General features: G+C 60.8%; 24 protein-coding genes. 14 read left to right on the forward strand and 10 right to left on the reverse strand.

What is annotated here, in order from left to right; all coding sequences use genetic code 11:
- Positions 1–119 precede the first annotated feature (119 nt).
- The 5 genes from ACW9HX_RS11865 (at position 120) to ACW9HX_RS11885 (ending at position 5,677) form a co-directional block, all read left to right on the forward strand.
- The gene (locus tag ACW9HX_RS11865; protein ID WP_457380752.1) at positions 120–1,475 is read left to right on the forward strand and encodes a nucleobase:cation symporter-2 family protein; all 1,356 of its coding nucleotides are present in this window, start codon (positions 120–122) and stop codon (positions 1,473–1,475) included.
- Positions 1,476–1,487: 12 nt separating this feature from the next.
- Positions 1,488–2,876: an amidohydrolase family protein gene (locus ACW9HX_RS11870; RefSeq protein ID WP_457380753.1), complete on the forward strand. Its 1,389-nt coding sequence runs from the start codon at positions 1,488–1,490 to the stop codon at positions 2,874–2,876.
- A gap of 151 nt (positions 2,877–3,027) precedes the next feature.
- The gene (locus tag ACW9HX_RS11875) at positions 3,028–3,237 is read left to right on the forward strand and encodes a hypothetical protein (protein ID WP_457380754.1); all 210 of its coding nucleotides are present in this window, start codon (positions 3,028–3,030) and stop codon (positions 3,235–3,237) included.
- A gap of 164 nt (positions 3,238–3,401) precedes the next feature.
- Positions 3,402–4,889: a hypothetical protein gene (locus tag ACW9HX_RS11880; RefSeq protein WP_457380755.1), complete on the forward strand. Its 1,488-nt coding sequence runs from the start codon at positions 3,402–3,404 to the stop codon at positions 4,887–4,889.
- A gap of 23 nt (positions 4,890–4,912) precedes the next feature.
- Positions 4,913–5,677: a hypothetical protein gene (locus ACW9HX_RS11885; protein WP_457380756.1), complete on the forward strand. Its 765-nt coding sequence runs from the start codon at positions 4,913–4,915 to the stop codon at positions 5,675–5,677.
- A 7-nt stretch (positions 5,678–5,684) separates the two neighbouring features.
- Here the strand turns inward: ACW9HX_RS11885 and ACW9HX_RS11890 are convergent, their stop codons facing one another.
- The 3 genes from ACW9HX_RS11890 to ACW9HX_RS11900 form a co-directional block, all read right to left on the reverse strand.
- Positions 5,685–6,629, reverse strand: a complete 945-nt coding sequence (locus ACW9HX_RS11890) for a DHH family phosphoesterase (protein WP_457380840.1) — start codon at positions 6,627–6,629, stop codon at positions 5,685–5,687.
- 71 nt (positions 6,630–6,700) lie between these two features.
- Entirely contained in the window at positions 6,701–7,984 is a 1,284-nt protein-coding gene (locus tag ACW9HX_RS11895) for a Zn-dependent hydrolase (protein ID WP_457380757.1), read from the reverse strand.
- Positions 7,985–8,014: 30 nt separating this feature from the next.
- The gene (locus ACW9HX_RS11900) at positions 8,015–9,499 is read right to left on the reverse strand and encodes an NCS1 family nucleobase:cation symporter-1 (RefSeq protein ID WP_457380758.1); all 1,485 of its coding nucleotides are present in this window, start codon (positions 9,497–9,499) and stop codon (positions 8,015–8,017) included.
- Positions 9,500–10,120: 621 nt separating this feature from the next.
- On the opposite strand from ACW9HX_RS11900, the gene hydA reads away from it, so the two are divergent.
- The 3 genes from hydA to preA all read left to right on the forward strand — a co-directional run bounded on the left by hydA (position 10,121) and on the right by preA (position 14,376).
- Positions 10,121–11,560: a dihydropyrimidinase gene (gene hydA, locus ACW9HX_RS11905; protein ID WP_457380759.1), complete on the forward strand. Its 1,440-nt coding sequence runs from the start codon at positions 10,121–10,123 to the stop codon at positions 11,558–11,560.
- 173 nt (positions 11,561–11,733) lie between these two features.
- Complete coding sequence (locus tag ACW9HX_RS11910; protein WP_457380760.1) at positions 11,734–13,101, forward strand: NAD(P)-dependent oxidoreductase; 1,368 nt, start codon at positions 11,734–11,736, stop codon at positions 13,099–13,101.
- Positions 13,102–14,376, forward strand: a complete 1,275-nt coding sequence (preA, locus tag ACW9HX_RS11915) for an NAD-dependent dihydropyrimidine dehydrogenase subunit PreA (protein ID WP_457380761.1) — start codon at positions 13,102–13,104, stop codon at positions 14,374–14,376. It begins immediately after the preceding gene.
- A 267-nt stretch (positions 14,377–14,643) separates the two neighbouring features.
- On the opposite strand, the gene ACW9HX_RS11920 is transcribed toward preA, so the two are convergent.
- Positions 14,644–15,264, reverse strand: coding sequence for a TetR/AcrR family transcriptional regulator (locus ACW9HX_RS11920; protein WP_038365564.1), 621 nt, complete (start codon positions 15,262–15,264; stop codon positions 14,644–14,646).
- A gap of 194 nt (positions 15,265–15,458) precedes the next feature.
- On the opposite strand from ACW9HX_RS11920, the gene copC reads away from it, so the two are divergent.
- Together copC and copD are read left to right on the forward strand one after the other, a co-directional pair.
- On the forward strand, positions 15,459–15,821 hold the full coding sequence (gene copC / locus ACW9HX_RS11925) for a copper homeostasis periplasmic binding protein CopC (RefSeq protein ID WP_457380762.1): 363 nt from the start codon (positions 15,459–15,461) through the stop codon (positions 15,819–15,821).
- 3 nt (positions 15,822–15,824) lie between these two features.
- Positions 15,825–16,682: a copper homeostasis membrane protein CopD gene (gene copD, locus ACW9HX_RS11930; RefSeq protein ID WP_457380763.1), complete on the forward strand. Its 858-nt coding sequence runs from the start codon at positions 15,825–15,827 to the stop codon at positions 16,680–16,682.
- Between the two features lie 2 nt (positions 16,683–16,684).
- On the opposite strand, the gene ACW9HX_RS11935 is transcribed toward copD, so the two are convergent.
- Complete coding sequence (locus ACW9HX_RS11935) at positions 16,685–17,827, reverse strand: HlyD family secretion protein (protein WP_457380764.1); 1,143 nt, start codon at positions 17,825–17,827, stop codon at positions 16,685–16,687.
- Positions 17,824–19,479 (reverse strand): MFS transporter, encoded by a 1,656-nt coding sequence (locus tag ACW9HX_RS11940; protein WP_457380765.1) that lies wholly within the window; start codon positions 19,477–19,479, stop codon positions 17,824–17,826. The genes ACW9HX_RS11935 and ACW9HX_RS11940 overlap by 4 nt, the downstream gene beginning before the upstream one ends.
- A gap of 150 nt (positions 19,480–19,629) precedes the next feature.
- Between ACW9HX_RS11940 and ACW9HX_RS11945 the strand changes: the two genes are divergently transcribed.
- On the forward strand, positions 19,630–20,580 hold the full coding sequence (locus ACW9HX_RS11945) for a polysaccharide deacetylase family protein (RefSeq protein ID WP_457380766.1): 951 nt from the start codon (positions 19,630–19,632) through the stop codon (positions 20,578–20,580).
- A gap of 46 nt (positions 20,581–20,626) precedes the next feature.
- On the opposite strand, the gene ACW9HX_RS11950 is transcribed toward ACW9HX_RS11945, so the two are convergent.
- Genes ACW9HX_RS11950 through ACW9HX_RS11960 form a run of 3 tightly spaced genes read right to left on the reverse strand, consistent with a single transcriptional unit; the run spans position 20,627 to position 23,058 of the window.
- A complete protein-coding gene (locus tag ACW9HX_RS11950) occupies positions 20,627–21,427 on the reverse strand; it encodes a sulfite exporter TauE/SafE family protein (RefSeq protein WP_457380767.1) in 801 nt (266 codons plus the stop codon).
- Positions 21,428–21,436: 9 nt separating this feature from the next.
- Complete coding sequence (locus ACW9HX_RS11955) at positions 21,437–22,681, reverse strand: FAD-dependent oxidoreductase (protein ID WP_457380768.1); 1,245 nt, start codon at positions 22,679–22,681, stop codon at positions 21,437–21,439.
- 38 nt (positions 22,682–22,719) lie between these two features.
- Entirely contained in the window at positions 22,720–23,058 is a 339-nt protein-coding gene (locus tag ACW9HX_RS11960) for an ArsR/SmtB family transcription factor (protein WP_007952897.1), read from the reverse strand.
- A gap of 98 nt (positions 23,059–23,156) precedes the next feature.
- On the opposite strand from ACW9HX_RS11960, the gene ACW9HX_RS11965 reads away from it, so the two are divergent.
- A complete protein-coding gene (locus ACW9HX_RS11965) occupies positions 23,157–24,020 on the forward strand; it encodes an MBL fold metallo-hydrolase (RefSeq protein ID WP_457380769.1) in 864 nt (287 codons plus the stop codon).
- Positions 24,021–24,146: 126 nt separating this feature from the next.
- Positions 24,147–24,992: a tyrosinase family protein gene (locus ACW9HX_RS11970; RefSeq protein WP_457380770.1), complete on the forward strand. Its 846-nt coding sequence runs from the start codon at positions 24,147–24,149 to the stop codon at positions 24,990–24,992.
- Positions 24,993–25,004: 12 nt separating this feature from the next.
- On the opposite strand, the gene bkdR is transcribed toward ACW9HX_RS11970, so the two are convergent.
- A complete protein-coding gene (gene bkdR / locus ACW9HX_RS11975) occupies positions 25,005–25,493 on the reverse strand; it encodes a Bkd operon transcriptional regulator BkdR (RefSeq protein ID WP_007915088.1) in 489 nt (162 codons plus the stop codon).
- Positions 25,494–25,678: 185 nt separating this feature from the next.
- Here bkdR and ACW9HX_RS11980 point away from each other — a divergent pair, with 185 nt between their 5' ends.
- Entirely contained in the window at positions 25,679–26,914 is a 1,236-nt protein-coding gene (locus ACW9HX_RS11980; RefSeq protein ID WP_007965287.1) for a 3-methyl-2-oxobutanoate dehydrogenase (2-methylpropanoyl-transferring) subunit alpha, read from the forward strand.

Consider the following 26,914-nt stretch of genomic DNA (forward strand, 5'->3'; position numbering starts at 1 on the left):
GTCGACTGACACACCGCATTCGCGAGCAAGCCCGCTCCCACAAGGATTGCGGCGTTTTGAAGACAGCATCAGACGAATACCCCTCTGTACCGAATAACAACAGCTAGAGGTGATTCCCCATGTCGTCAGCCAGTTCCTCCTCCACCGTCCACCCTGTCGACCGCGTCCTGCCGGTGCGACAGATGCTCACCCTCGGCCTGCAGCACATGGCCGTCTCGTACATCGGCGCCATCGCCGTGCCGTTGATAGTCGCCAGTGCCCTGAAGATGTCCCACGCCGACACGGTGGTGCTGATCAGCACCACACTGTTCTGCTCCGGCATCGCCACCCTGTTGCAGACCGTCGGATTCTGGAAGTTCGGCGTGCGCCTGCCGATCCTGCAAGGCGTGGCGTTCAGCAGCGTGGGCCCGGTGATCGCCATCGGCAGCAACCCGGAGGTGGGCTTCGCCGGGGTCTGCGGAGCGGTGATCGGCGCAGGGATTTTCACCCTGCTGATGGCGCCGTTCGTGGGCCGCTTGCGACGGTTTTTCCCGCCGGTGGTCACTGGTTGCATCGTCACGGTGATCGGTCTGCAGCTGTTCCCGATTGCCTATGAATGGGTCGGTGGCGGGCGCAACGCGAGCAACTTCGGCGCCCCGGCATTCCTCGCCGTCGCGGTGGTGGTGTTGCTGACCATCCTGCTGGTCAACCGCTATGGCAGCCCGTTGCTGCGCAACATGGCGGTGCTGGTGGGGATGCTGGTGGGCGCCGGTCTGGCTTACGGCCTGGGCATGGGCAACTTTCACAGCGTCGAAGACGCGCCATGGCTGACCGTGCCCTACCCGTTCTATTTCGGCCTGCCGACTTTCAGCCTGATTCCCATCGCCACAATGGTCGTGGTGATGATCGTGCAGATGGTCGAGTCCATGGGCCTGTTTGTGGCCATCGGCGACATCGTCGACAAACCGGTGGATGACAAACAAGTGATCAACGGCCTGCGCGCCAATGGCCTGGCCAGCACCATCGCCGGGATGTTCGCCGCGTTTCCGTTCATTGCCTTCATGGAGAACGTCGGGCTGGTGATCCTGACCGGCGTGCGCAGCCGCTGGGTGGTGGCGATCAGCGGTCTGCTGATGTGCTCGATTGCCTTGGTGCCGAAGGCCGGAGCGATCATCGCCTCGATGCCGACCGCCGCGCTGGGCGGTGCCGGCATCGCCATGTTCGGCGTGGTTGCGGCGGCCGGCATCCAGACCCTGGCCAAGGTCGACTACGAGCGCAATCGCTACAACGTGCTGATCGTCGGTTTCACCATTGCCGCCGCCCTGGTGCCGGTGCTCGCCCCGACCCTGTTCAAACAACTGCCCGAGTGGTCACAGCCGTTCCTGCACAGCAGCGTGGTCATCGCTTGCCTGGTGTCGGTGCTGCTCAACGCGGCGCTCAACGGCGTCAGCGTGCCAGAAACCACAGCCGGCAAATCCGCCTCGCACATCCTCTGACTGGAGCTGCCCATGACTCAACTTCAAAACATCCTGATCAAGCACCCGGTCGCGGTGATGACCGGCCTGCGCGGCCCCCGCGCCCGGGCCGGCGCCGTGGACATCCGCGTGGTCAACGGCCGGATCGCGGAAATGGCCGCCAACCTTGAGCCGCAACCCGGCGAACGGGTCATCGACGCTCGAAATTCGGTGGTCTATCCGGGCTGGATCAACACCCACCATCACCTGTTCCAGAACCTGCTCAAAGCCGTGCCCGAAGGCTTGAATCAGGACCTGCAAGGCTGGCTGGCCAGCGTGCCCTACCCGCGCCTGAACCGCTTCACCCCGCAACTGGCGCGGATTGCCGCACGGCTGGGGATGGTCGAATTGCTGCTGTCCGGTGTCACCACCTGCGCCGATCACCACTACCTCTACCACGCCCACGGCAGCACCGAGACCGGCGACTTGCTGTTCGACCTTGCCGAGGAATTCGGCCTGCGTTTCGTGCTCTGCCGTGGCGGTGCGCTGGAGTCTGCCAGCGCGCATCCGGGCTTCTCGAAAACCGCGCTGCAACCGGAATCCCTGGAGCAAATGGTCGGTGACATCGAACGGCTGAAATCACGCTACCACCAGGACTCCCCGGATGCCTTGCGCCGGGTGGTCGTGGCGCCAACCACGCCGACCTTCTCGCTGCCGCCAACGCTGCTGCGCGAACTGGCGCACACCGCCCGAGGCATGGGACTGCGCTTGCACACGCACCTGTCGGAAACCCAGAACTACGTGAACTTCTGCCGCGACAAGTACAACTGCCTGCCGGTGGAATTCGTCGCCGAACACGAATGGCTCGGCCCGGACGTCTGGTTCGCCCACGCCGTACACCTGCAACCGGGGGAGATCCGCATGCTCGCCCAGACCGGCACCGGCGTTTCCCATTGCCCGGTGAGCAACGCCCGGCTGGGCAGCGGTGTCGCGCCGATCCCGCAGATGTATGAAGCCGGCGTGCCGATCTCCCTCGGTGTCGACGGCGTGGCCTCCAACGAATCTGGCAGCATGGTCGGCGAAGCCAACACCGCGTGGCTGATCCACCGCGCCGAACAAGGTGCCTCGGCCACCACCGCCGAGGACGTCATCCACTGGGGCACGGCGGGCGGCGCACAAGTGCTCGGCCTCGGCGCGGTCGGTACGCTGGAAGTGGGTCAGGCAGCTGATCTGGTGATCTACAGCCTCGAGCATCCGCGCTTCTACGGATTCCACGACAGCGCCGTCGCACCGGTCGTCGCGGGTGAGCCGATTGCCGTGAAATACAGCCTGGTGGGTGGGCGGATCGTCGTCGACAACGGCGTGATTCCGGGGCTGGATATCGAGCGGATGCGGGCCGAGGCCTGGGAGGGAGTGCAGGCGATGATGAAGGTCGACGATTGATGCATCACCCGGTGGGAGCGACGGTGCGACGATTGGTCTCGTCAGCTCCCACCGGCGACATTCGCGACTTCCGGCTTTCTCGACTAACGTTAGTACCTCATCGGATTGAGCCCCTGCCAGCAAGACCGGGCTCTTGATCAAGGAGAGACTGATGACATCCAACCGCCTCATCGAACAGACCTATCGCACTTGGTCCAGCCCTATCCTGCTGGAGCTGAAAAAGCGCGAGCACCAGATGGCGCCGGCCGAACGCCAGGCGCTCGAGAATGTGCTGGTGGAAAGACGATTGCTGGACGTGGGCAACCCGAATGGCAGTGACCGTCGCAAGGGTTCGGCGAACAGCAACGAAAGGCCTGGATAAATTACCTGACGATGTACTGAAACTGTGGGAGCAGAAATGCTCCCGCAGGAACAACGTCGCCAGGTCACAGGGTAGTTGTCGAGTCATCCACCCCTGAAGCCTCTCACAACTGACGACTGGACTTTGCTCCCCCCCGCCCGGCCCCTCTGGCAAGGAGATCAACGATGATTCTGATCGCGCGCCCGCTGCTCAGCTCCCCCCAGGCACTCGGTGCCTTGCGCCTGTGGGTCGGTGTGTTTGGTGTCGTCAATCCTGCGCCGCCTGCCTTCGCGTCAGGTTCGAAACCTGATGCATTGAAAACCCTGGGGCCTGGCCCCTTCGGGCAATTTTTCGCCATCCGCGATGGCGTCACCGACGGTAGCGGTCAGGCACTCAATCATCAGGGCATTTTCACATTGCCGAGGATCGGTCCCGGCCAGTCCCAGGTCATTCGCATCACAACGGGCGCACTGAGCAAGGATTTCACGTTCATCACGCAACCTGACCAGGTGCCACTGAGCGAACCGCTGAATCTATTGCTCGGTTCCTGTTACTACCAACCCAATGACGACGGCGGACTTTTGACCTCCCGGGTTCGCCGACTGCCAACCCAATACCGTCCCCACCTGTCTTTGCTGGCGGGAGACCAGGTTTATCTCGATGTTCCAGTCGTCGGCTCATGGCGGCTCACGCTGGATGCGATCAGGCAAATGATCGGTGACAAGTACTTCACGAACTGGTGCTCCGACCATTTGCACGTGTCCGGACTGCAAACCCTGTTGCAAGCCGCGCCCACCGCGTGCATCCCCGATGACCATGAATTCTGGAACAACTATCCGCTGTTCCAGGCACAGGTGCTTCCGCAGCTCTGGATAAACAACGGCCAGTGGGCGGCCACGGCAATGGAGTTGTACGAGGACTATCAGCTGGGCAATCAACATTCCCAGATACTCGACATGGACAGTTTTCAACGTATCGAAATCGATCCGCTGAGCATCCTGATGCTCGACACCCGCAGCCGTCGGGACAACAAATTCATTCAACTGATGCCGCCCGCGGCCGAAGCGGAACTTGCTCAATGGGCCGCAGACCTGATCAAGGCCAAACAGAACAACGCGCCCAAAGTCGGAGTGCTTTCGGCCGGTCAGCCGCTGTTCACCGACCCGCCCGGTGTTCTTGGCCGACGCTTCATTGATGGCGATCTGGCCAATTACCGTCAGTTCGAGAAAATCGAGAAGCAACTGGTCAATCTGGCCAGCCACGGCATTCCGGTCGTCTTCCTCACCGGTGATGTTCATTGGAGTCGTGTTTGCGTGGCGCGCTATGGCACCTTCCCGACCCCCATGCTGTTTGAAGTGATCTGCTCGCCAGCCACCCTGATCCCCCGTGACAGCCTGAAAGACATCGCATGGGACACGCTTCGTGGCGAAGCCTGGCCCGGCTACCCCGATCCTCTTGAACCCCTGCCCAAATTCGGGCGAAACAACAGTTTCAAGATCTCCAAATCGACAGACGACGGTTACTTTTCCTGCAAGGGCAACCAGATTTCGGTCCTGCAGTTCAAGCGCGCCGGAGGGGGACTGGACATGACTGTGAATTTCTTCGATGTCAGCGATGAACCGCGTCTGCAAAAAACCAAAAGCACCCAGCCCTACAAACTTCGCTTCTATTGATTGCTTCCACAAGGAGACTCGCCATGGCGCATGCTCATAATTCTTCGGCAGAAAAACCCAATCCGAAATTCAAGGAGCTCAAACGCAACAAACAGGAAAACAACGAAGAGTGGGTGCAGCGTGCGATTCAGAAACTGGGCCTGAGTCTGGAAAAATGGTCCTTCATTGCCTTGTTCGGTGCCGATGACATCATGGCGTTCCGGCTACGGGTCGCGCAGTCTCACCTGCGCAATGACCTGCTGCCTTCCTACTGGTCCGATGCAGCGCTGATCAAGGTTGACGAGAAGGATCCCGCGCTGCTCACGGCCATTCATGTGCCGTTGTTCCAACCGGAAAATGCTGAATTCGCCACCAAACGCAATGGCGTGATCGAGCAATCTCTTCGGCATTTCACCAACGCCGAGCGCTGGCAGAACGTTTGTGTCATTGCCCTGCCGGTGGCCCAGGCCACCGTGCTCGAACTGGTCGAACACTTCAAGACCTCACGCTCGCCAGTGGACAGTCTCGATTATCTGCTGCGCTGGCTGGCGTTCGCCTGGGGCGCTGGACGCACGTCCAACCCGATTCATGAAGGCATCGGCCTGCCTTCGGCCACCATGCTTGAAGTGGTGTACAACAATGCACAGTTCGATCTGACCCCGGGGCTCGAGTCCCGTGCGTCCTGTCCCGAATATCTGTGGATCATGGCCAAGTATTGGTACACGTACTACGAACAGGTCGGTACTCGGGAGATTCCTCGTGGCTATTTCCATAAGCCGCAGGATTTCATGATCCATGAGCGCAGTTGAATGAAGCTCAGTGGCCGGACCTGCCATCCGGCCACCCTGGTACCGATACCGCGAGCCCCAGTGTGAGGATTTCCTTGCGCAATATTGCACGCTCGGCAACGGCCACTCCGCCACACCACTCAAGCGGCAGCAACCGGCTGAGTTTCTGCCGGCTGATGTCAGAACCGGCCAGGAAGAAACTGCGGTTTTCGCAGATGCCGATGATGTTCAGCAACCAGTCGTCCCCCTGCCCGGCCATCCAGCGAGAAATCATCGCCTCATTTTCCCCGATCAACCGGCCGGCATCCCAAACGGTCATCTGCGCAAAGGCAGCCGGCAGACCGGTTTCAGGCTTCATGCGTTTCAGGTCCACCGCCAACGCGGCGCAAAGATCCTTTTCGATTGATTCCTGACATTCAAGAAAGTACCGCTCAGGCCAATCCACAGCCAGGTCTGCCGATCGGGCGAGTGTTTCGTAGGCCCGGACATCCGCAGCGCCGGTCATCCGACTGGTGAAATTCAAGGTGTTATCCAGAATCGCCGTGGCCAGCAACGCCGCACTGCAAGTGCTGATCAGTGGCAACCGGCCTGCCGCTTCCCATCGTTCGAAAACCTGTGTGGCCGCGGCCCCGATGGGGCGAATATCGGCGGCAGGCCCCAGCCTGTCCAGCCAGTATTTTTCAAAGCCCGGGTGATGATCAATGACTTCAACGACACGATCCAGAACCACCATCGGGTCGAAGTGCTGGTAATCGGAGACATCAACCAGCACGAACTCGTCGTTCGATGTCGGGCAGTAATCGTGCAGAGCAGCGCCCCAGCCGAGCACGGTTTTCGAAACGCTGGCGTTGGGTTTCGCACTACTGACGGCGCGAGCAGGAATGCCTTGCAGGTTGAGCAACTCTGCGTAGGCGATGCAGCAGGCGTAGGCATCGATGTCCAGATACGCCGAGCCTGAGGTGATGACTTTGATGGGCGACATTGCGCGTCCCTGACTTCCTTTTCAGGGACGGCAACGTCGCACGAACAGATGACAGTTTGAAGTCAGGCGGCGCGTTGTCCTCCCGCCACCGCCGCCGAAGCCGCCAGCATCGCCCGCAGCAACACCGCACAGCCGGCCGCCAGATCGTCCGGCGCGGCGTTTTCGATTTCGTTGTGGCTGATGCCGCCTTCGCACGGCACGAAGATCATCCCGGCCGGGCCGAGTTCGGCGAGGAAGATTGCGTCGTGGCCGGCGCCGCTGACGATGTCCATGTGCGACAGGCCCAGGCCTTTGGCGGCGCCGCGCACGGCTTCGACACAGCCTTTTTCGAAGTACAGCGGCGGGAAGTCGGCGGTCGGGGTCAGTTCATAGGTCAGGCCGTGTTCTTCGCAGGTGGCTTCGATGACTTGCTTGACCTCGGCGATCATCGAGTCGAGGCGTGCCGGTTCCAAGTGCCGGAAGTCGAGGGTCATGCGCACCTCTCCGGGAATGACGTTGCGCGAGCCCGGATAGGCTTGCAGGCAACCGACCGTGCCGCAGGCGTGGGGTTGATGGCCGAGCGCTGCACGGTTGACCGCGCCGACGATGACCGAGGCCCCCACCAACGCATCCTTGCGCAGGTGCATCGGAGTCGGGCCGGCGTGGGCTTCGACGCCGCGCAATTTCAGGTCGAACCACTTCTGCCCCAGCGCGCCGAGCACCACGCCGATGGTTTTGTGTTCGTCCTCCAGAATCGGGCCTTGCTCGATATGCGCTTCGAAATAGGCACCGATCTTGTGCCCGCTGACCTTGCGCGGCCCGGCGTAGCCGATGGCGTTCAGCGCTTCGCCGACCGTTACGCCGTCGGCATCGACCTTGGCCAGGGTTTCTTCGAGGGTGAATTTTTCCGCAAACACGCCAGAGCCCATCATGCAAGGGGCGAAGCGCGAGCCTTCTTCGTTGGTCCAGACCACGACTTCCAGCGGCGCCTCGGTTTCCACGCCCAGGTCATTGAGGGTGCGCAGCACTTCGACCCCGGCCAGCACGCCGAAGCAGCCATCGAACTTGCCGCCGGTAGGCTGGGTGTCGATGTGGCTGCCGGTCATCACCGGCGGCAGGTTCGGGTTGCGCCCGGGGCGGCGGGCGAAAATGTTGCCGACTTCATCGACCGTGACGCTGCAACCGGCGTCCTTGCACCACTGCACGAACAGGTCGCGGGCCTGGCGGTCAAGGTCGGTCAGGGCCAGGCGACAGACCCCGCCCTTGACTGTCGCGCCGAGCTTGGCCAGTTCCATGAGCGACGCCCACAAGCGGTCGCGGTTGATGTGCTGATGGGTCGATTGCAGAACGTCTACGGCTGCGTTCATGGGGATCTCCTCAGGCAGTTCTTATGGGAATTACAACGGCGATTTGACGATGACCGGGCTGGTCCGCATCGCGCACAACCCGTAATAGATCAACCCGCCCAGCGCCGAGCCGGTGAACCAGCCGTAGCTGTAAAACCAGCTGAATGCGCTGCTGCCCAGCGACAGCAGGGTCAGCACCACCGGCACGCCGAACGCGATGAACCCGGACCAGTTCCACGCCGGATACACGTCGTCGCGATACAGGCCGGCCAGGTCCAGTTGTTGTTTCTTGATCAGGAAATAGTCCACCACCATGATCCCGGCAATTGGCCCGAGCAGACTGGAATAGCCCAGCAGCCAGTTCGAATACACGGTTTCCAGGCTGAGGTCGGAGACGATCCAGCCGAGTTTTTTCAGCAGCTCATGGCCCATCAACGCGAGGCCGACGAGCCCGGTGAGAATCACTGCCTTGGTGCGGTTGATGACCTTGGGCGCGATGTTCTGGAAGTCGTTGGTGGGCGAAACGATGTTGGCAGCGGTATTGGTCGACAGTGTGGCGATGATGATCAGCGCCATGGCCACCGCGACCCACACCGGGCTCTGGATATGGCCGATCAAAGTCACCGGATCGGAGACGCTGACACCCACCAGTTTCACTGACGCGGCGGTCATCACCACGCCCAGTGCGGCGAACAGGAACATGGTCAGCGGCAGGCCGAAAATCTGCCCGAGGATCTGATCCTTCTGGCTGCGGGCATAACGGCTGAAATCGGGAATGTTCAGCGACAATGTGGCCCAGAAGCCGACCATCGCCGTCAGCCCGGCGGCGAAGTAACTGACTACGCTCGCGCCTTCGGGACGCTTCGGCGGAATCGCCAGCAATTCAGTCATCGACACATTCGGCATCGCCCACACCAGCAGCCCGATGCCAACCGCCACCAGCAGCGGCGCCGACAAGGTTTCCAGCCATTTGATCGACTCGGCGCCACGGATCACCACCCACAGGTTGAGCGACCAGAAGATCATGAAGCCGATCACCTCCCCCGTACCACCCAGAGACTTCCAGCCCTCGAATACAGAGCCGAGAAACAGGTGAATCGCCAGCCCGCCGAACATGGTCTGGATGCCGAACCAGCCGCACGCCACCAGCGCCCGGATCAGGCATGGCACGTTGGAACCGAGAATCCCGAACGACGAACGCAACAGCACCGGAAACGGAATGCCGTATTTGGTGCCGGGAAACGCGTTGAGCGTGAGAGGAATCAGGACGATGACGTTGGCGAACAGAATCGCCAGCAGCGCCTCGCCGACGGTCAGGCCGAAATACGCGGTGAGCACCCCGCCGAGGGTGTAGGTCGGCACGCAGATCGACATGCCGATCCATAGCGCGGTGATGTGCCATTTGTTCCAGGTTCGTTCGCGCACCTTGGTCGGTGCCATGTCGTGGTTGTAACGGGGACTGTCGAGGACGTCGCTGCCGGCTTCGAGTTCGAACAAGCCGTCGCGCTCGATCACTTGCGATCTGTTCTGTTGCATGGCCGCTCCACTGTTTCTTCTGATTATTTTTTGCTCATCAGGCGGCTGCACACGCAGGTGCGAACCGGACGATGGCCGGAGGAACTGACAACTTTCATGCACCGGCCATGGTGTCAGCGGCGGCATCAATAAACGTGCCGGGGGAACCGCTTGGCGCTAGGGCCGTGCTTTCAACTTTGCGTAACCAACTGATGTTTATCAGTTTTAATTATTCACCCTGTGAGGCCTCGAAAACTTGACTGAACACTCAGGCTAAATGCCGGGCAAGTTGTCCGAACTGTCAGGACTCAATCTGGTGCACTGCACTTTTTTTCATCATGGGTGATCAACCGCAGCTCAACTTCAAGCGGCTGATTTCACATAGGAAATCTTGCTCATATTTCCAACCTGTCAAGTGCGTCAAAATGGTGAAGCGCCTCACCATTTTGGTGATTTGTGATTTTTATAGTTATTTTTCAATAACTTAAAACCGCAATAAGCTTATAAAAAATAATCTTGCTCAATTGCAGAACTGCGACTAGCGTCTATTCCTGACAGCACTGACAAGATTACGCATTGGGTGCTGCAAACAATAAAACACTAGAACCGGCACAAGTCGGTCATGCCTGCGAGGAACTCGGAATGTCTCTGTTGATCCGTGGCGCCACCGTTGTTACCCATGATGAAAGTTACCGCGCCGATGTCTATTGCGCTGACGGCGTGGTCAAAGCCATTGGTGAAAACCTGGATGTTCCCGCCGGCGCCGAAGTGCTCGATGGCAGCGGCCAGTACCTGATGCCCGGCGGCATCGATCCGCACACTCACATGCAACTCCCGTTCATGGGCACCGTGGCCAGCGAAGACTTCTACAGCGGCACCGCCGCAGGCCTGGCCGGCGGCACCACCTCGATCATCGATTTCGTGATTCCCAATCCGCAGCAATCGCTGCTCGAAGCCTTTCACCAATGGCGCGGCTGGGCGGAAAAATCCGCGTCGGACTATGGCTTCCACGTCGCGATCACCTGGTGGAGTGATCAGGTGCGGGAGGAAATGGCCGAACTGGTCAGCCATCACGGGATCAACAGCTTCAAGCATTTCATGGCCTACAAGAACGCGATCATGGCCGCCGACGACACGCTGGTGGCGAGCTTCGAACGCTGCCTGGAACTCGGCGCCGTGCCGACCGTGCACGCGGAAAACGGCGAACTGGTCTATCACCTGCAACGCAAACTGATGGCCCAAGGTATTACCGGGCCGGAAGCACATCCGCTGTCGCGGCCATCGCAGGTCGAAGGGGAAGCCGCGAGCCGGGCGATCCGTATCGCTGAAACCATCGGCACACCGCTGTATCTGGTGCACGTCTCGACCAAGGAAGCCCTCGACGAAATCACCTATGCCCGCAGCAAGGGCCAACCGGTCTACGGCGAAGTGCTGGCCGGGCATCTGCTGCTGGACGACAGCGTCTACCGGCACCCGGACTGGCAGACCGCCGCCGGTTACGTGATGAGCCCGCCGTTCCGCCCGCGCGGGCATCAGGAGGCGCTTTGGCATGGCTTGCAGAGCGGCAATCTGCACACCACCGCCACTGACCATTGCTGTTTCTGCGCCGAGCAGAAAGCCGCCGGCCGCGACGATTTCAGCAAGATCCCCAACGGCACCGCCGGGATCGAAGACCGCATGGCGGTGTTGTGGGATGAAGGGGTGAACTCGGGGCGGCTGTCGATGCAGGACTTCGTCGCCCTCACCTCCACCCACACCGCAAAAATCTTCAATCTCTATCCGCGCAAGGGCGCGATCCGAGTTGGCGCCGATGCCGATCTGGTGCTGTGGGATCCGCAAGGCACCCGCACCATCTCCGCCAAGACCCACCATCAGCAGGTGGACTTCAACATCTTCGAAGGCAAGACCGTGACCGGTGTGCCGAGCCATACCATCAGCCAGGGCCGGGTGGTCTGGGCCGATGGCGACCTGCGCGCCGAGCGCGGGGCGGGCCGGTACATTGAACGGCCGGCGTATCCGGCGGTGTTTGATTTGCTGAGCAAGCGGGCTGAGTTGCATAAGCCAGTTGCGGTTAAACGCTGAAATCCAGGCCTTCGGCCTTCGTCGGCACGCCGCCCGGAACAAGCCCGCTCCCACATTTGAAATGCGTACTCCTGTGGGAGCGGGCTTGCTCGCGAAGGGGGCCGCACAGACAACACAAAAAACCACTGCCCGACAGAGGCAGAAAACCTCAAATAACCGTGAGGCAAAAAACCGTGATCGAGACCCTGAACCATCTCCCGCACCCGCACGAAAGTGCCGCCGCCCTCGCCGGCCATTTCACCGATCTGGCGCCGCCGCTCAACGACCGTCAGGCGCATCTGGAAGCCTCACGCTGCCTGTATTGCTACGATGCGCCGTGCGTGAATGCATGCCCGAGCGAGATCGACATTCCGTCGTTCATCCGCAATATCCATCAGGACAACGTGCCCGGTGCGGCGCAGAAAATCCTCTCGGCGAACATCCTCGGCGGCAGTTGCGCGCGGGTCTGTCCGACCGAAATCCTCTGCCAGCAAGCCTGCGTACGCAACAACGCCCACGAATGCGCGCCGGTGCTGATCGGCCTGCTGCAACGCTACGCCGTGGACAATGCGCACTTCACCGAGCACCCGTTCCAGCGCGCCGCCGCCACCGGTAAACGCATCGCCGTGGTCGGTGCCGGCCCGGCCGGCCTGTCCTGCGCGCATCGCAGCGCCATGCACGGGCATGACGTGGTGATTTTCGAAGCGCGGGAGAAGGCTGGCGGGCTCAACGAATACGGGATCGCCAAGTACAAACTGGTGGACGACTACGCGCAGAAGGAGCTGGATTTCCTCCTGCAAATCGGCGGCATCGAAATCCGCCACGGGCAGAAACTCGGTGACAACCTGACCTTGAGCGAACTGCATCAGCAGTTCGACGCGGTGTTCCTCGGCCTCGGCCTGAACGCCAGCAAACAACTCGGCCTGTCCCACGAAGACGCCCCCGGTCTGCTCGCCGCCACCGACTACATCCGCGAACTGCGCCAGGCCGATGACCTGTCGCAATTGCCGTTGGCCGAACACTGCATCGTCCTGGGCGCCGGCAACACCGCCATCGACATGGCCGTGCAAATGGCCCGTCTCGGCGCCCGCGACGTCAATCTGGTCTATCGCCGTGGCGCGGCGGACATGGGCGCAACCGGCCATGAACAGGACATCGCCAAGGCCAATCAGGTCCGACTGCTGACCTGGGCGCAACCGGACGAAGTGCTGCTCGACGCTCAGGGCAAGGTGCGCGGCATGCGTTTCGCCCGCACCCATCTGGTGGAAGGTCGCCTGCAAACCACTGGCGAGACCTTCGAGCTGGCCGCCGATGCGATCTTCAAAGCCATCGGCCAGGCCTTCGACAGCAGCGCCCTCGCCGACCCGCTGGCCCGCGAACTCAAGCGTCAGGGCGAACGGATTCAGGTCGATGAAAACCTGCGCACCAGCATCCCCGGCGTGTATGCCGGCGGCGACTGCACCAGTCTCGATCAGGACCTGACCGTGCAAGCGGTGCAACACGGCAAGCGCGCCGCCGAGGCGATCAATGCTCAACTGATGCTCAACGTGGAGGCTGCGTAAATGGCCGATCTCTCGATAGTCTTTGCCGGTATCAAAGCCCCCAACCCGTTTTGGCTGGCCTCCGCGCCACCGACCGACAAAGCCTATAACGTGGTGCGTGCCTTCGAGGCCGGCTGGGGCGGCGTTGTATGGAAAACCCTGGGTGAAGACCCGGCGGCGGTCAACGTGTCGTCGCGTTATTCGGCGCACTACGGCAACAACCGCGAAGTGCTGGGCATCAACAACATCGAACTGATCACCGACCGCTCGCTGGAGATCAACCTGCGGGAAATCACTCAGGTGAAAAAAGACTGGCCGGACCGCGCGCTGATCGTATCGCTGATGGTGCCGTGCGTCGAAGAGTCATGGAAAAACATCCTGCCGCTAGTGGAAGCCACCGGCGCCGACGGCATCGAGTTGAACTTCGGTTGCCCCCACGGCATGCCCGAACGCGGGATGGGCGCGGCGGTCGGTCAGGTGCCCGAATACGTCGAACAAGTCACGCGCTGGTGCAAGACCTATTGCTCGCTGCCGGTGATCGTCAAACTCACGCCGAACATCACCGACATCCGCGTCGCCGCTCGCGCCGCACACCGGGGCGGCGCCGATGCCGTATCGCTGATCAATACGATCAACTCGATCACCAGCGTCGACCTCGAACACATGGTCGCCCTGCCCACCGTTGGCAGCAAAAGCACCCACGGCGGGTATTGCGGCTCGGCGGTCAAGCCGATCGCGCTGAACATGGTCGCGGAAATCGCCCGTGATCCGCAGACTCAAGGCCTGCCGATCTGCGGCATCGGTGGCATCGGCAGCTGGCGCGATGCGGCGGAGTTCATAGCTTTGGGCAGCGGTGCGGTGCAGGTGTGTACGGCGGCGATGCTCCACGGTTTTCGGATTGTCGAGGAGATGAAGGACGGCTTGTCGCGGTGGATGGACAGTCAGGGTTACGCCAGCATTGCCGAGTTTTCCGGGCGCGCGGTGGGCAATACGACCGACTGGAAGTACCTGGACATCAACTATCAGGTGATTGCGAAGATTGATCAGGAGGCGTGCATCGGTTGCGGGCGTTGCCACATTGCCTGCGAAGATACTTCACACCAGGCGATCATCAGCCTCAAGCAGGCCGATGGCACCCATAAATATGAAGTGATCGATGATGAGTGTGTGGGGTGCAATCTGTGTCAGATCACTTGTCCGGTGGCGGACTGCATCGAGATGGTGCCGATGGAGACGGGCAAGCCGTTTCTGGACTGGAATCATGATCCGAGGAATCCGTATCACGTTGCTGTCTAGATCGCCTGTGGATCCGGAAGTCCCCTCATCGGAACGCCGCCCGCCTAGCCCTCTCCCAAAGGGAGAGGGGACTGATTGGGGGATGCTCAAGAGCTCCGTCGACCTGAACGTGCAGCTTTGAATCCAAAATCGATTTGGTTTCACAGATAGCAACTGCTTTAAATCCATAGTCAACTCGCTGGTTCAGGTCGATATACCCCGCAAGACACCTCGGTCGGCCCCCTCTCCCTCCGGGAGAGGGCTGGGGTGAGGGCCGGCTTTTGACTTTCAGGGCTCCAACCCGATCCCCCGCAAAATCACACTCGTCACCGTCTGCACCGCCCGCTCGAACTGCATATCCGACAACGGCTGATGCTCATTCAGAATATTCACCTGATGATCGAAGTCGGCATAGTGCTGGGTCGACGCCCAGATCATGTACAGCAGGCTCGAAGGCTCCACCGGCAGAATCCGCTTGTCCTCCACCCACTGCCGAATCTTCGCCTCTTTCATCTTCGCCCAGTCGTACAGGCTGACATCCAGCGCCTCACCCAAAGTCGGGGCGCCGTGGATGATTTCGTTGGCCCAGACTTTCGAGCCATAGGGCCGGCTGCGTGAGTGGTTCATCTTGGCGCGGATGTAGCTGCTGAGCACTACCCGTGGATCGTCGAACATCTCGAAGCACAGCGCGTCCTGCTTCCACACTTCCAGCAGGTCGAACAACACCGCGCTGTACAGCTCGCTCTTGGTCGAGAAGTAGTAATGCAGATTGGAACGCGGCAGCTGCACTTCGGCGGCGATGTCGGCCATGGCGGTGCCACCGAAGCCTTTTTCGGCGAATACCTTTTCCGCTGCCAGGAGGATTTTCTCGACATTGCTGCGGCGGATTTCGATCTTGTGATTGCCCATGAGGGCTCCCTGAAGACAACGTTGTTGAAGACTAGCATCCGCTCTGGGCAAGGGGCGACAGGCGAGAACGATTCTTCACACACCCGGGCATTTTTCTGGTTTAGGATCGCCACCCGCCTCCTTGCCTCACCTCAAGGCAACGTGCACGGCACACCCTATACTGTCCGCCGTCACTCACTGAAAAGGGATTGCCCATGAAGCTGAAAAACCTGTTCACCGCCGGCGCGCTGTTCGCCTCGCTGGTCGTCACTGCCCAGGCGTTCGCCCACGCGCATCTGAAAAGCGAAACCCCGGCCGCCGACAGCACCGTCGCGGCGCCTGCGGATCTGCGCCTGGTGTTTTCCGAAGGCGTCGAAGCCAGCTTCACCAAAGTCATCGTGACCCACGATGGCGCGCCCGTGAAGGTCAAGCCGCTGACCACCGAAGGCGACAAGAAAACCCTGATCGTCACCCCCGAAGCGCCGCTGACCGCTGGCGAATACAAGGTCGAATGGCACGCAGTGTCGGTCGACACACACAAGAGCGAAGGCGCCTATCAGTTCAAGGTTGGCCAGTAATTCATGAGTGAAGCGCTGGTGCTGTGCCGGTTCCTGCATTTCATCGTGGTGTTGATGCTGTTCGGGGCCTGGCTGTTCCGGCCGCTGCTGCTCAAGGGTGAAGCGCCGGTGCCGGATCGGAAACTGGCGCGAATGGCCCGTTGGCTGACAGCAACGGCGCTGGCCAGCGGCGTGATATGGGCGTTGCTGATCACCGCGAGCATGGCCGGTTCGGCCACTGCAGCATTCGATCCGGCCACCGTCGAGCTGGTGCTGGGCCATACGTTTTTCGGCCAGGTGTGGCGCTGGCATCTGCTGATCAATGCATTGTTGCTGGCGTTGCTGTTTACGCCGTGGCGCTCGAACCAGCCGTTGCGGCTGGGCCTGAGTGCGTTGCTGCTGATGACGCTGGCGCCGGTCGGTCACGGGGCAATGCTCGACGGGTTCAGCGGCCAGATGCTGATCCTCAATCAAGTGATACACCTGACCTGCGTCGGCGCCTGGCTAGGTGGATTGCTGATGCTGGTGATGATCCTGCGCCAGCCTGATGCAGCGGTGCGCTATGTCTTGCAGCGGTTCAGCGGGGTCGGCTACGTGCTGGTCGCCGGCCTGTTGGTCACCGGGCTGATCAACGTGCGCGTGCTCACCGGTCAATGGTGGCCGACACCATTGTTCTCGGGGTTCGCCCTGATCCTGCTGATCAAGGCGCTGCTGGTGTTCGGCATGCTCGCATTAGCACTGTTCAACCGCTTGCGCATCATCGAGTGCGAACAACGGATCGACACCCTCAAGCGCAGCGTCATGCTTGAGTGGCTGCTGGGGATCGGCGCCGTAGCGGCTGTTTCCGTACTCGGCACCCTGCCCCCGATGATCGCCGCCTGAAGTCAGTGCTTCTGGGTATCACCCGCCGCCGTATCAATACTGACTACCACCGACATCCCCGGCCGCAAGCGTTCGCTCTCCTGCTGCCCCGGGTCGATGGTGATGCGCACCGGTACTCGCTGGGCGATTTTCACGAAGTTGCCGGTGGCGTTGTCGGCCTGCAATAACGCGAATTCGGATCCGGTGCCTGGTGAGATGTGTTGCACATGGCCGGTGAACTTGCGGTGGTTCAGGCCATCGACGGTGAAAGTCACCGGTTGCCCGACCCGCACGTTGTCCATCTGGGTTTCCTTCATGTTGGCGATTACCCACTTCTGGTCCGGCACCAACGCCATCAACTGCGCCCCGGAATTGACGTAGGCGCCGAGGCGCACGCCAATCTGCCCGAGCTGGCCGTCGCGCGGGGCGATGATCCGGGTGTTGGACAAATCGATCCGAGCCAGTTGCACCGCGGCATCGGCGCTGGCCACCGCGGCCTCCAGCGAGCCGCGATTGACGATTACCGTTTGCAGATCCTGCCGGGCGATTTCCAGATTGGCCTTGGCCTGGGCTACCGAAGCGATGCTCTGCGCATTGGCGGCCAGCGCCACGTCCATCTCGCGTTTGGAAACGGAGCCGTCATTGACCAATGCCTTGTTGCGTCGCAAGTCAGCCTCGCTTTTGCGCAACTGCGCCTCGCTGTCGGCCACCACCGCCTGGCGCAACTTGATCGTCGCTTCGGCGCTGTTGCGCTGCTGGACGACGTTGGCCAGCGAAGCTTTCTGCACCGCCAGTTGCGCCAGCGACTGATCCAGGCGTTGCTGATAAATGCGGTCATCGAGACGCACCAGCAAATCGCCCGCCTTCACAAACTGGAAGTCCTGCACCGGCACTTCAAACACATAACCACTGAGCTGCGGGCCGATGATTGTCACTTGCCCGCGCACCAAGGCGTTTTCAGTAGTCTCGACTGCGCTGCTGAACGGCGGCAGTTGCCAGGCGTACAACACGATCAGCACGCCGACAATGGCAATCGCGGCAAAGCCCAGTGACGAGATGATCCGCACCCGCAGCGAGCGCGGCTCGGTGTTCGGTGATGAAGGTGGCGCCACACCCTCGGGAGTGGCGGCGATGGCATTGGTGGTCGTGGTCGTCGGTTCGGTCATGAAGTAGTGGCACCGCTGGAAGGTACGGAAGGAGTCGGGGTGACGGCTTTGGTGGTGCTGATCAGCCACAGCGCACGGATGGAAATCCAGATCATGGTCAGGATCGCGATCACCGCAATCAACATGAACACATCGTTATAGGCCAGCACGTTGGCTTCACGGGTGGCGGCGTTGGCCAGGCTGCGAATGCCTTGCAGATTGCGCAGGCTCGGGTCCGCGATCACGGAACCGACCGCCGAACCGCCGCTCTGCACCCGGGCAGCGACCCGCGGATCGGACAGCACCAGTTGCTCGACGATATGGCTGGAATGGAATTTCTCGCGCACGATCTGGAACGTCCCCAGCAACGCCGCGCCGATCAGGCCGCCGAGGTTGTTGCAGATCCCGAACAACACGGAAAAACTTACCAGATTGCGCGGGTTGGTCAGCACGTTGCGCGTGCCGAGCACCATGGTCGGACCGAGGAAGAATGTGCTGCCGAACGCCAGCAGGAACTGACTGAAATACAGGTTCTCGGGGCGGGTCAGGTTGTTCGAGGAACTGTCGATGATCGAACCGGTGGCCATCAAGGCCAGCGAAACGATCAGCGGCATCAGCAGGTGTTTCGGGTCGATGGTCAGCGCACTGGTCAACAGCCCGGCGACACTGCCGATCAGCATCACCACGTAGAGGCTGTGCAACTGCTGGCTGCTCATGTTCAGGTTTTGCATGAAGCCTACGGCGCCGGTGGATTGCTCCGAGGTCACCATGCGAATCAGGATCACCGCCAGCGCCAGGCGGATCATCACCCCACTGCCGAGCCAGCGGGTCATCAGCATCGGGTTGCTGCGGTTGTGCTCGATGGCCAGTCCCGCGAGGATCAAGGCAATCGATGCGGCCAGAGCAATGCCGATCCATTGTGCTTCGAGCCACCAGTCGATCCGGCCCAGGGACAGCACGGCGCACAGCAAGGCCACACCGCTGGCGAGGATGGCGAAGGTGAGGAAGTCGAGAGGTTCGAAAGTCTTGAAGCGATCACCCGGCGGCAATTTGAGCATCAAGACACAGCCCAGCGACAGTAGCGCCATGCCCAGTTCGAACAGGTACAGGCCGCGCCATTCGGCAATCTGCAGCAAATCCTCGGAAAACAATCGCGCCAACGGCAACGCCAATTGCGAAGTGCCCAGGCCCAGCACCAGTGCTTTCATCCGCCATTTGGCCGGGAACGCCTGCACCATGTAATACAGGCCCAGCGAACTCAACGCCGCGCCGACCATACCGTGGGCGGCACGCACCGCAATCGCCGAGTTCAGGTCATTGACGAACAAATGGCCGAACGTCACCAACGCATACAAAACCAGAAACACCTCGGTGAACGCCCGCAAGCCAAACTGCTGACGAAACTTCACCAACAGCAGGTTCATCGACACGTTGGTCATCACATACGCCGCCGGCAGCCAGGCCATCTCCGCCGTGGTCGCCCCGAGCGCGCCTTGCAGATAAGGCAGGTTGGCGACCACCAGCGAATTGCCCAACCCGCCGGTCAACGCCACCAGCAACCCGACCAGCGCATAGGCCAGGCGCTTGGGGTTGGAGTGCAACGGCGTCGATGGTGATCCGGGCAGACTGGGCTTCTCGTGAGGCTGCCAGTTGCGCGGGGCGTATTGATTCATGGAAAGGCCTTGTGTCGGGGATGGCATCAGTGTGCCGGGGTCGCCGGGATTCGTAAATTTTGTTTAAAGGTCATCTCGCCTACAGCGGATTTTTCCCAAGCCTGGCGAATGCCAACCTTGCCGCACTTCTCAACCTGCAAGGTGCCCGTTATGACCACTCCCCGCTGGCAACGCTCCCCGCGTCTGCTGAAAAACCTGCTGGCAGCCGCCCTGTTGCTGCCCACCCTCGCCTTCGCCCAGGAACGCCCCTGGCCGGACGGCTCGCAACTGGTGATTTCGGTGTCGATGCAATTCGAAACCGGCGGCCAGCCCGAAGGCGCTGAAAGTCCGTTTTCCGGTACACCACTGCCAAAAGGTTATCCGGATCTGCCGGCGCAGACCTGGTTCGATTACGGTTACAAGGAAGGCCTGTGGCGCATGCTCGATCTGTGGGATCGCACCGGCATCAAGGTCACCTCCCACGTGGTCGGCGAAGCGGCGCTCAAGCACCCGGAACTGGCCAAGGCCATTGCCGAGCGCGGCCATGAACTGGCGGCCCACGGCATGCGCTGGGCCGATTCGTACAACATGAATTACGCCCAGGAAAAACAGTTCATCGGTGATGGCGTCGCAGCCGTGGAAAAAATCACCGGCCAGCGCTCGGTCGGCTACAACGCCAACTGGCTGCGGCGCAGTCCCAATACGCTGAAGGTGCTGCAGGATCTGAACTTCACCTACCACATCGACGACGTCAGCCGTGACGAGCCGTTCGTGACCATGGTTCGAGGACGCAAATTCGCCGTGGTGCCGTACACCCTGCGCAACAACGACATCGTGCTGGTCGAGGGCCGGCACTTCTCCGCCGAGCAGTTCTATCAGCAACTGGTGCTGGAGTTCGATCGCCTCTACGCCGAAGGCGCGAGCAAGCGGAGGATGATGTCGGTGAGTCTGCACGACCGCATCGGCGGCACGCCGGCGATGGTCGAGGCGATGGAGCGTTTTATCCGTTACGCGCAATCGCATCCGAAGGTGAGATTCATGCGCAAGGATCAGATTGCCCAGGTTGTGCTGACCGAGAAAAACCCGCTGATCGACAACACCGAAGCGGCGTACAACCAGTGATAAAAAAATCGCAGCCAAGGCTGCGATTTTTTCTCTGCTTGACGACTCACGCCCGCAGCAGCATATAAGCCGCAACCACCAGACACACACTGGCGAACCCCACCTGCAACGCCCGCGCCGGCACCCGTGCACAAAGCTTGCGACCAATGACCATGCCGACGATGCTCGCAACGATAAACGCCGCACCCAGATGGTCGATCCGCACCCCGGCATGAAACGCGCCGATCACGCCGATGGCGGAAATCAGGCTGATGACCATCAAGGAAGTGGCGACGATGCCACGCATCTGCACATCGGTCAGCTGCTTGAACGCCGGCACGATCAGGAACCCGCCGCCAACCCCGAGCAAACCAGACACAACACCGGTGACGGCACCCAGCGCCGCGAGGGTCGCGGTGCATTTGGCGGTCCAGTCGAAACGACCGGTCTGTTCATTGAGCATGCAGTTTTTCTGGCCCCAACTGGCGTGGCCATGATCGCTCGGCCCCGGCTCCTGGTGTTCGCGGCGCAGCATGCGCCACGCCACCATCACCATCAGCAGACTGAACAGGATCATCAGGATCTTTTCCGGCAACTGATGGGCGAAGTAGATGCCCACCGGCGAAAACACCGCGCCAAGTGCCGCAATCAACAGCGCCGCGCGATAACGCACCAGACCGTGACGCAGACCGTCGATGGCACCGACCGCCGCCGCACTGCCGACGGCGAACAACGCCACCGGCGCCGCTTGCGTCATCGTCCAGCCCAACCCCAGCACCAGCGCCGGGACCGCGAGAATCCCACCGCCGGCCCCGGTCAGCCCGAGGATCAATCCCATCACCACGCCAAACAGACTTGCCAGCAACATAGAGTGTTCTCAGTCGACTTTGGACAGGCTGGTCAGCCATTCGCGGCCCTTGAGCATGCCGTTCCAGTAGAACCACGGCAGCAGGGACGCCTTCAGCCACCACGCGGAACGGCGCGGCACGGTCGGGTCGAGGGGAAAGGTCGGCAGCAACTTACCGCCATAGCCAAATTCGGCGAGGATCACCTTGCCCTTCTCCACCGTCAGCGGGCAGGAACCGTAGCCGTCGTACTTCAGCGGCAGCGCCAGTTCCTTGCGCAACGCCAGCAGGTTTTCAGCGACCACCACGATCTGCTTGCGTACCGCCGCCGCAGTTTTCGCATTGGTGGTGCCGCAGATATCGCCCAGCGCGAACACCTCGGGATAACGCGGATGCTGCAGCGTGTGCGGGTTGACCTCGCACCAGCCGGCGGCATCGGCCAGCGGACTTTGCGCGATGAAATCCGGCGAGACCTGTGGCGGCACGACGTGCAGCAGATCGAAGGTTTTCGCCTGCCGGACGACGTTGCCGTCCGCGTCCTTGACGTCGAACCAGGCGGTTTTCGCCGGGCCATCGACCTTCACCAGATTGGAATTGAACGCCAGCCGCGCGTTGTATTTCTCGATGTATTTCATCAGCGGCGGCACGAAGGTCGCCACGCCGAACAGCGCCGCACCAGCCAGATTGAATTCCACATCGATGTTGTTCAGCACGGCGCGTTTGCGCCAATGATCGCAGGACAGGTACAGCGCCTTTTGCGGCGCGCCGGCACACTTGATCGGGATCGGTGGCTGGGTGAACAGCGCCTTGCCGCCGCGCAGTTTCTGTACCTGATCCCAAGTGTATTGCGCGTGCTGATAGCTGTAGTTGGAGGTGACGCCGTGCTGGCCGAGGCTTTCCTGCAAGCCTTCGATCTTCTCCCACGCCAGACGCAGGCCGGGGCAGACGATCAGGTTCTGATAGGTAACGGTGCGCTGATCGTTGAGGGTGAGACAACGCTGCTCGGGGTCGACTCCAGTGACTGCCGCCTGAATCCACGTAGCCTGACGCGGCATGACTTTGTTCATCGGTCGGGCGGTGTCTTTGGCATCAAAGGCGCCACCGCCCACCAGCGTCCACGCCGGCTGGTAGTAATGCAGGGTGCTCGGCTCGATCACCGTGATTTTCAGGCCGGGATCGCGCTTGAGCAGGCTCGCGACAAAACCGATGCCGGCAGTGCCGCCGCCGATGACCACGATGTCCGCACTGATGGTTTGGCCCCAGTGTTGATCGTTCATTGCTTGTTCCTTATTGCTGCACGCAAGGATAGCCGGGTCTATTGCGCCCAGCTTTTGAGCACGGCTCCGCAGTAGAGTCCGGACAGGGTTTTCATCACCTGGATGACTTCATGACTGGCGAGGCCGTAGAAAATGTACTTGCCTTCACGACGGGTCGCGACTAGCCCTTCATCGCGCAGGATGCCCAGTTGCTGGGACAGGGTCGGCTGACGCACGCCGGTCATTTTCTCCAGCTCGCCGACGTTGCGTTCGCCCTGGGTCAACTGGCACAGGATCAACAGTCGATCCTCGTTGGCCAATGCCTTGAGCAGCGAACAGGCCTTGGAGGCCGAAGCCCGCAGTTGGGCGACTTCACATTCGGTCAGACTGGATTGCATTTGCAGGATGCCTTCAACGTCACTTAAGCTGCGGACATTATGTGTTTACATAAAGTGTTGCAACCTGACTTTTCACCTTCCTGCACAGGACCGTGTCCATGCCCGCGCTGATTGAAGCTTTCCTCGACCCCGCCTCTTCGACCTACAGTTACGTGGTCTACGAGGCCGACGGCGGGCAGTGCGCAATCGTCGATCCGGTGCTCGATTACGACGCTGCCGCCGGCCGCACCTGCACGGCCCAGGCCGACAAGATCATCGCCTTCGTGCGCACCCACAACCTGCAAGTGCAATGGCTGCTGGAAACCCACGCCCACGCCGATCACCTGTCCGCCGCGCCCTATCTGCGCCGTGAACTGGGCGGCAAGATCGCGATTGGCGAATCGATCAGCAAAGTGCAAAACGTGTTCAAGGCGCTGTTCAATCTGGAGCCGGAATTTCGCGTCGACGGCTCGCAGTTCGATCATCTGTTCGCGCCGAACGAGTCGTTCAGGATCGGCAATCTCAAGGCCACCGCCCTGCACGTCCCCGGCCATACCCCGGCGGACATGGCTTACCTGATCGACGGTGAGCAGATCCTGGTCGGCGACACGCTGTTCATGCCCGACGTCGGCACCGCCCGTTGCGACTTTCCCGGTGGAAACGCGCATCAGCTGTTCAATTCGATCCACAAACTGCTGGCCTTCCCCGCCAGCGTGAAGCTCTACGTCTGCCACGACTACCCTCCGCAAGGTCGCGCCTCGCAGTGCCAGACCACCGTTGGTGAGCAGCGTAAAAGCAATATCCATGTGCATGACGGCGTCGACGAAGCCGCGTTCGTCGAGATGCGTACCAAGCGGGATGCCGGGTTGGGCATGCCGACGCTGTTGCTGCCGGCGATACAGGTGAATGTGCGGGCGGGGAACCTGCCGCCGGCGGAAGGCAATGGTGTCACCTACCTGAAGATTCCGATCAACGCTTTATAAGAAGAAGCCACGCAAGTCGTTATGTTTAAAGCTTTTCCCACACCGCGCGTCGATAGCGGTGAACTGGAATAATTCCGGCCAACTGGCAGACTTCATTGGGCAATCAACCCATGGAGTCTGTGCAATATGGATATTCGCCGAAACCACCGTGACATGTCGCCGCAACAGAAGTCCGCTTTCATCGAAGCGGTTCTAAGACTGAAAAACAACGTCAACAGCGTGCTGCGTCCTGGCCAGCAGAGCCGCTACGACGACTTTGTCCAGATACACAAGAATTCAATGGGGCGTGGCAATCCGCTCGTCCCCAATCCACACCAGAGCCCTCTGTTCTATCCGTGGCACCGGGTGCTGATTCGTCAGTTCGAACTGGCTCTTCAGACTGCCGCCGGAAATACCGACATCACCTTACCCTATTGGAACTGGCAACTCGGCGGTGCCGACAACCCGTTCACCTCTAACTTCATGGGTGGCAATGGCGACAACACCCAGAACCAGCTGGTAACGACCGGACCTTTCTCCAATACCCAGTCGCAATTCATTGTCTCTGTATGGGACGAGGGAGCCGGTAATGCAGGCTTGCGCCGCAATCTGGGAGCGGTCGGTGCTTTGCCGACACCGGAAGCCGTCATCTCGGTCCAGAACACAACCCCCTACTGGATGGAGCCGGGTGGCTGGGAAAACCTTTCAGAACGCGAATTGCACAATCCCGTACATGCCTGGATAGGGGGCAACATGATGGAAGCCTCCTCCCCAAACGACCCGATATTCTTCCTGCACCACTGCTATCTGGATCTACTTTGGGAGCGCTGGAGACACCTGCATCCGAATGTTCCGTCCTTCACCTCTGATGAGCTGGGTGCTTCGACACTGGTCTTTCACCCGAACAACGAACTCGCCCCCTGGGCCCAGACCTTTACGGTTGCGCAGACGCTTTACACGACAGAAATGGGTTATCGATATGAATACCTGTGAGCTGTGCCGAACTCAGTTACCCAGCGTCAACCCGTTCGCCGGCAGCGGTAACGCCGTCTTGTAGCGCACCTGCTTGAGCGCAAAACTTGACCGGATATTCGCCACACCGGGGACTTTGGTCAGAAAGTCCATCATGAAGCGCTCAAGGGACTGAATGGTCGGCACCAGCACCCGGATCAGATAGTCCGGGTCGCCGGCCATGAGGTAGCACTCCATGACTTCCGGGCGGTCGGAAATCGCCTCTTCGAAATGCTGCAAGGCCTCTTCCACCTGCTTCTCAAGGCTGACGTGAATGAACACGTTCACATGCAGCCCCAGCAGATCGGCATCCAGCAGGGTCACTTGCTCCCGGATCAACCCCAGCTCTTCCATCGCCTTGACCCGGTTGAAGCACGGCGTCGGTGACAGATTGACCGAACGGGCAAGGTCGGCGTTGGTGATGCGCGCGTTCTCTTGAAGGCTGTTGAGAATGCCGATGTCGGTACGGTCCAGTTTACGCATGAGACAAAACCACCTGTTTTTTATGTTTATGCAGAATTTCTATCTGCAAATGATCTCCAGCGCAACGAAACAGAGAGAAATATTCTTCTTGCCCGGGCCTATGATTGTTGTAGGACAAGATTTCTTTTATCGAAGAATGACTGCCAGCTCACTACAAGAAATTCACAAGATCGAGCGTAGAAGCCATGACCCAAGCGTATGAACCGCTGCGTCTGCACGTCCCTGAACCCTCGGGCCGCCCAGGCTGCAAAACCGATTTCTCCTACCTGCATCTGACCGATGCCGGCACGGTGCGCAAACCTTCCATCGATGTTGAGCCCGCCGACACCGCCGACCTGGCCCGTGGCCTGATCCGTGTGCTCGACGACCAGGGCAACGCCCTCGGCCCATGGGCCGAAAACGTGCCGGTCGAGATCCTGCGCAAAGGCATGCGCGCCATGCTCAAGACGCGGATTTACGACAACCGTATGGTGGTCGCCCAGCGTCAGAAAAAAATGTCGTTCTACATGCAGAGCCTTGGCGAAGAAGCCATCGGCAGCGCCCAGGCCCTGGCCTTGAACATCGACGACATGTGCTTCCCGACCTACCGCCAGCAAAGCATCCTGATGGCCCGCGACGTACCGCTGGTCGACCTGATCTGCCAGTTGCTGTCCAACGAGCGCGATCCGCTCAAGGGGCGTCAGCTGCCGATCATGTACTCGGTCAAGGACGCCGGTTTCTTCACCATTTCCGGCAACCTCGCCACCCAGTTCATTCAAGGCGTGGGCTGGGGCATGGCCTCGGCGATCAAGGGCGACACCAAAATCGCCTCGGCCTGGATCGGTGACGGCGCTACCGCCGAATCGGACTTCCACACCGCCCTCACCTTCGCTCACGTTTACCGTGCGCCGGTGATCCTCAACGTGGTCAACAACCAGTGGGCGATCTCGACCTTCCAGGCCATCGCCGGTGGTGAAGCCACCACCTTCGCCGGACGCGGCGTCGGTTGCGGCATCGCCTCGCTGCGCGTTGACGGCAACGATTTCTACGCGGTCTATGCCGCCTCCGCCTGGGCTGCCGAACGCGCCCGCCGCGGCCTCGGCCCGACCATGATCGAGTGGGTCACCTACCGCGCCGGCCCGCACTCGACTTCTGACGATCCGTCCAAATACCGTCCTGCCGACGACTGGAGCCACTTCCCGCTGGGCGACCCGATCGCCCGCCTGAAACAGCACCTGATCAAGGTAGGCCACTGGTCGGAAGAAGAGCACGCCGCCGTCAGCGCCGAGCTCGAAGCCGAAGTGATCGCCGCGCAGAAACAGGCCGAACAGTACGGCACCCTCGCCGGCGGCCAGATTCCAAGCGCCGCGACCATGTTCGAAGACGTCTACAAAGAGATGCCGGAGCACTTGAAGCGCCAGCGTCAGCAGTTGGGGATCTGA

The organism is Pseudomonas sp. SDO52101_S400 (assembly GCF_054071635.1).

Coding starts and splice junctions, on each gene's coding strand:
- ACW9HX_RS11940 (WP_457380765.1), bottom strand. CDS start 19,479: ATGAATCAATACGCCCCGCGCAACTGGCAGCCTCACGAGAAGCCCAGT.
- ACW9HX_RS11895 (WP_457380757.1), bottom strand. CDS start 7,984: ATGAACGCAGCCGTAGACGTTCTGCAATCGACCCATCAGCACATCAAC.
- ACW9HX_RS11870 (WP_457380753.1), top strand. CDS start 1,488: ATGACTCAACTTCAAAACATCCTGATCAAGCACCCGGTCGCGGTGATG.
- ACW9HX_RS11945 (WP_457380766.1), top strand. CDS start 19,630: ATGACCACTCCCCGCTGGCAACGCTCCCCGCGTCTGCTGAAAAACCTG.
- ACW9HX_RS11955 (WP_457380768.1), bottom strand. CDS start 22,681: ATGAACGATCAACACTGGGGCCAAACCATCAGTGCGGACATCGTGGTC.
- ACW9HX_RS11950 (WP_457380767.1), bottom strand. CDS start 21,427: ATGTTGCTGGCAAGTCTGTTTGGCGTGGTGATGGGATTGATCCTCGGG.
- ACW9HX_RS11920 (WP_038365564.1), bottom strand. CDS start 15,264: ATGGGCAATCACAAGATCGAAATCCGCCGCAGCAATGTCGAGAAAATC.
- hydA (WP_457380759.1), top strand. CDS start 10,121: ATGTCTCTGTTGATCCGTGGCGCCACCGTTGTTACCCATGATGAAAGT.
- copC (WP_457380762.1), top strand. CDS start 15,459: ATGAAGCTGAAAAACCTGTTCACCGCCGGCGCGCTGTTCGCCTCGCTG.
- ACW9HX_RS11865 (WP_457380752.1), top strand. CDS start 120: ATGTCGTCAGCCAGTTCCTCCTCCACCGTCCACCCTGTCGACCGCGTC.
- copD (WP_457380763.1), top strand. CDS start 15,825: ATGAGTGAAGCGCTGGTGCTGTGCCGGTTCCTGCATTTCATCGTGGTG.
- bkdR (WP_007915088.1), bottom strand. CDS start 25,493: ATGCGTAAACTGGACCGTACCGACATCGGCATTCTCAACAGCCTTCAA.
- ACW9HX_RS11885 (WP_457380756.1), top strand. CDS start 4,913: ATGGCGCATGCTCATAATTCTTCGGCAGAAAAACCCAATCCGAAATTC.
- ACW9HX_RS11965 (WP_457380769.1), top strand. CDS start 23,157: ATGCCCGCGCTGATTGAAGCTTTCCTCGACCCCGCCTCTTCGACCTAC.
- ACW9HX_RS11970 (WP_457380770.1), top strand. CDS start 24,147: ATGGATATTCGCCGAAACCACCGTGACATGTCGCCGCAACAGAAGTCC.
- ACW9HX_RS11980 (WP_007965287.1), top strand. CDS start 25,679: ATGACCCAAGCGTATGAACCGCTGCGTCTGCACGTCCCTGAACCCTCG.
- ACW9HX_RS11880 (WP_457380755.1), top strand. CDS start 3,402: ATGATTCTGATCGCGCGCCCGCTGCTCAGCTCCCCCCAGGCACTCGGT.
- ACW9HX_RS11900 (WP_457380758.1), bottom strand. CDS start 9,499: ATGCAACAGAACAGATCGCAAGTGATCGAGCGCGACGGCTTGTTCGAA.
- ACW9HX_RS11935 (WP_457380764.1), bottom strand. CDS start 17,827: ATGACCGAACCGACGACCACGACCACCAATGCCATCGCCGCCACTCCC.
- preA (WP_457380761.1), top strand. CDS start 13,102: ATGGCCGATCTCTCGATAGTCTTTGCCGGTATCAAAGCCCCCAACCCG.
- ACW9HX_RS11875 (WP_457380754.1), top strand. CDS start 3,028: ATGACATCCAACCGCCTCATCGAACAGACCTATCGCACTTGGTCCAGC.
- ACW9HX_RS11960 (WP_007952897.1), bottom strand. CDS start 23,058: ATGCAATCCAGTCTGACCGAATGTGAAGTCGCCCAACTGCGGGCTTCG.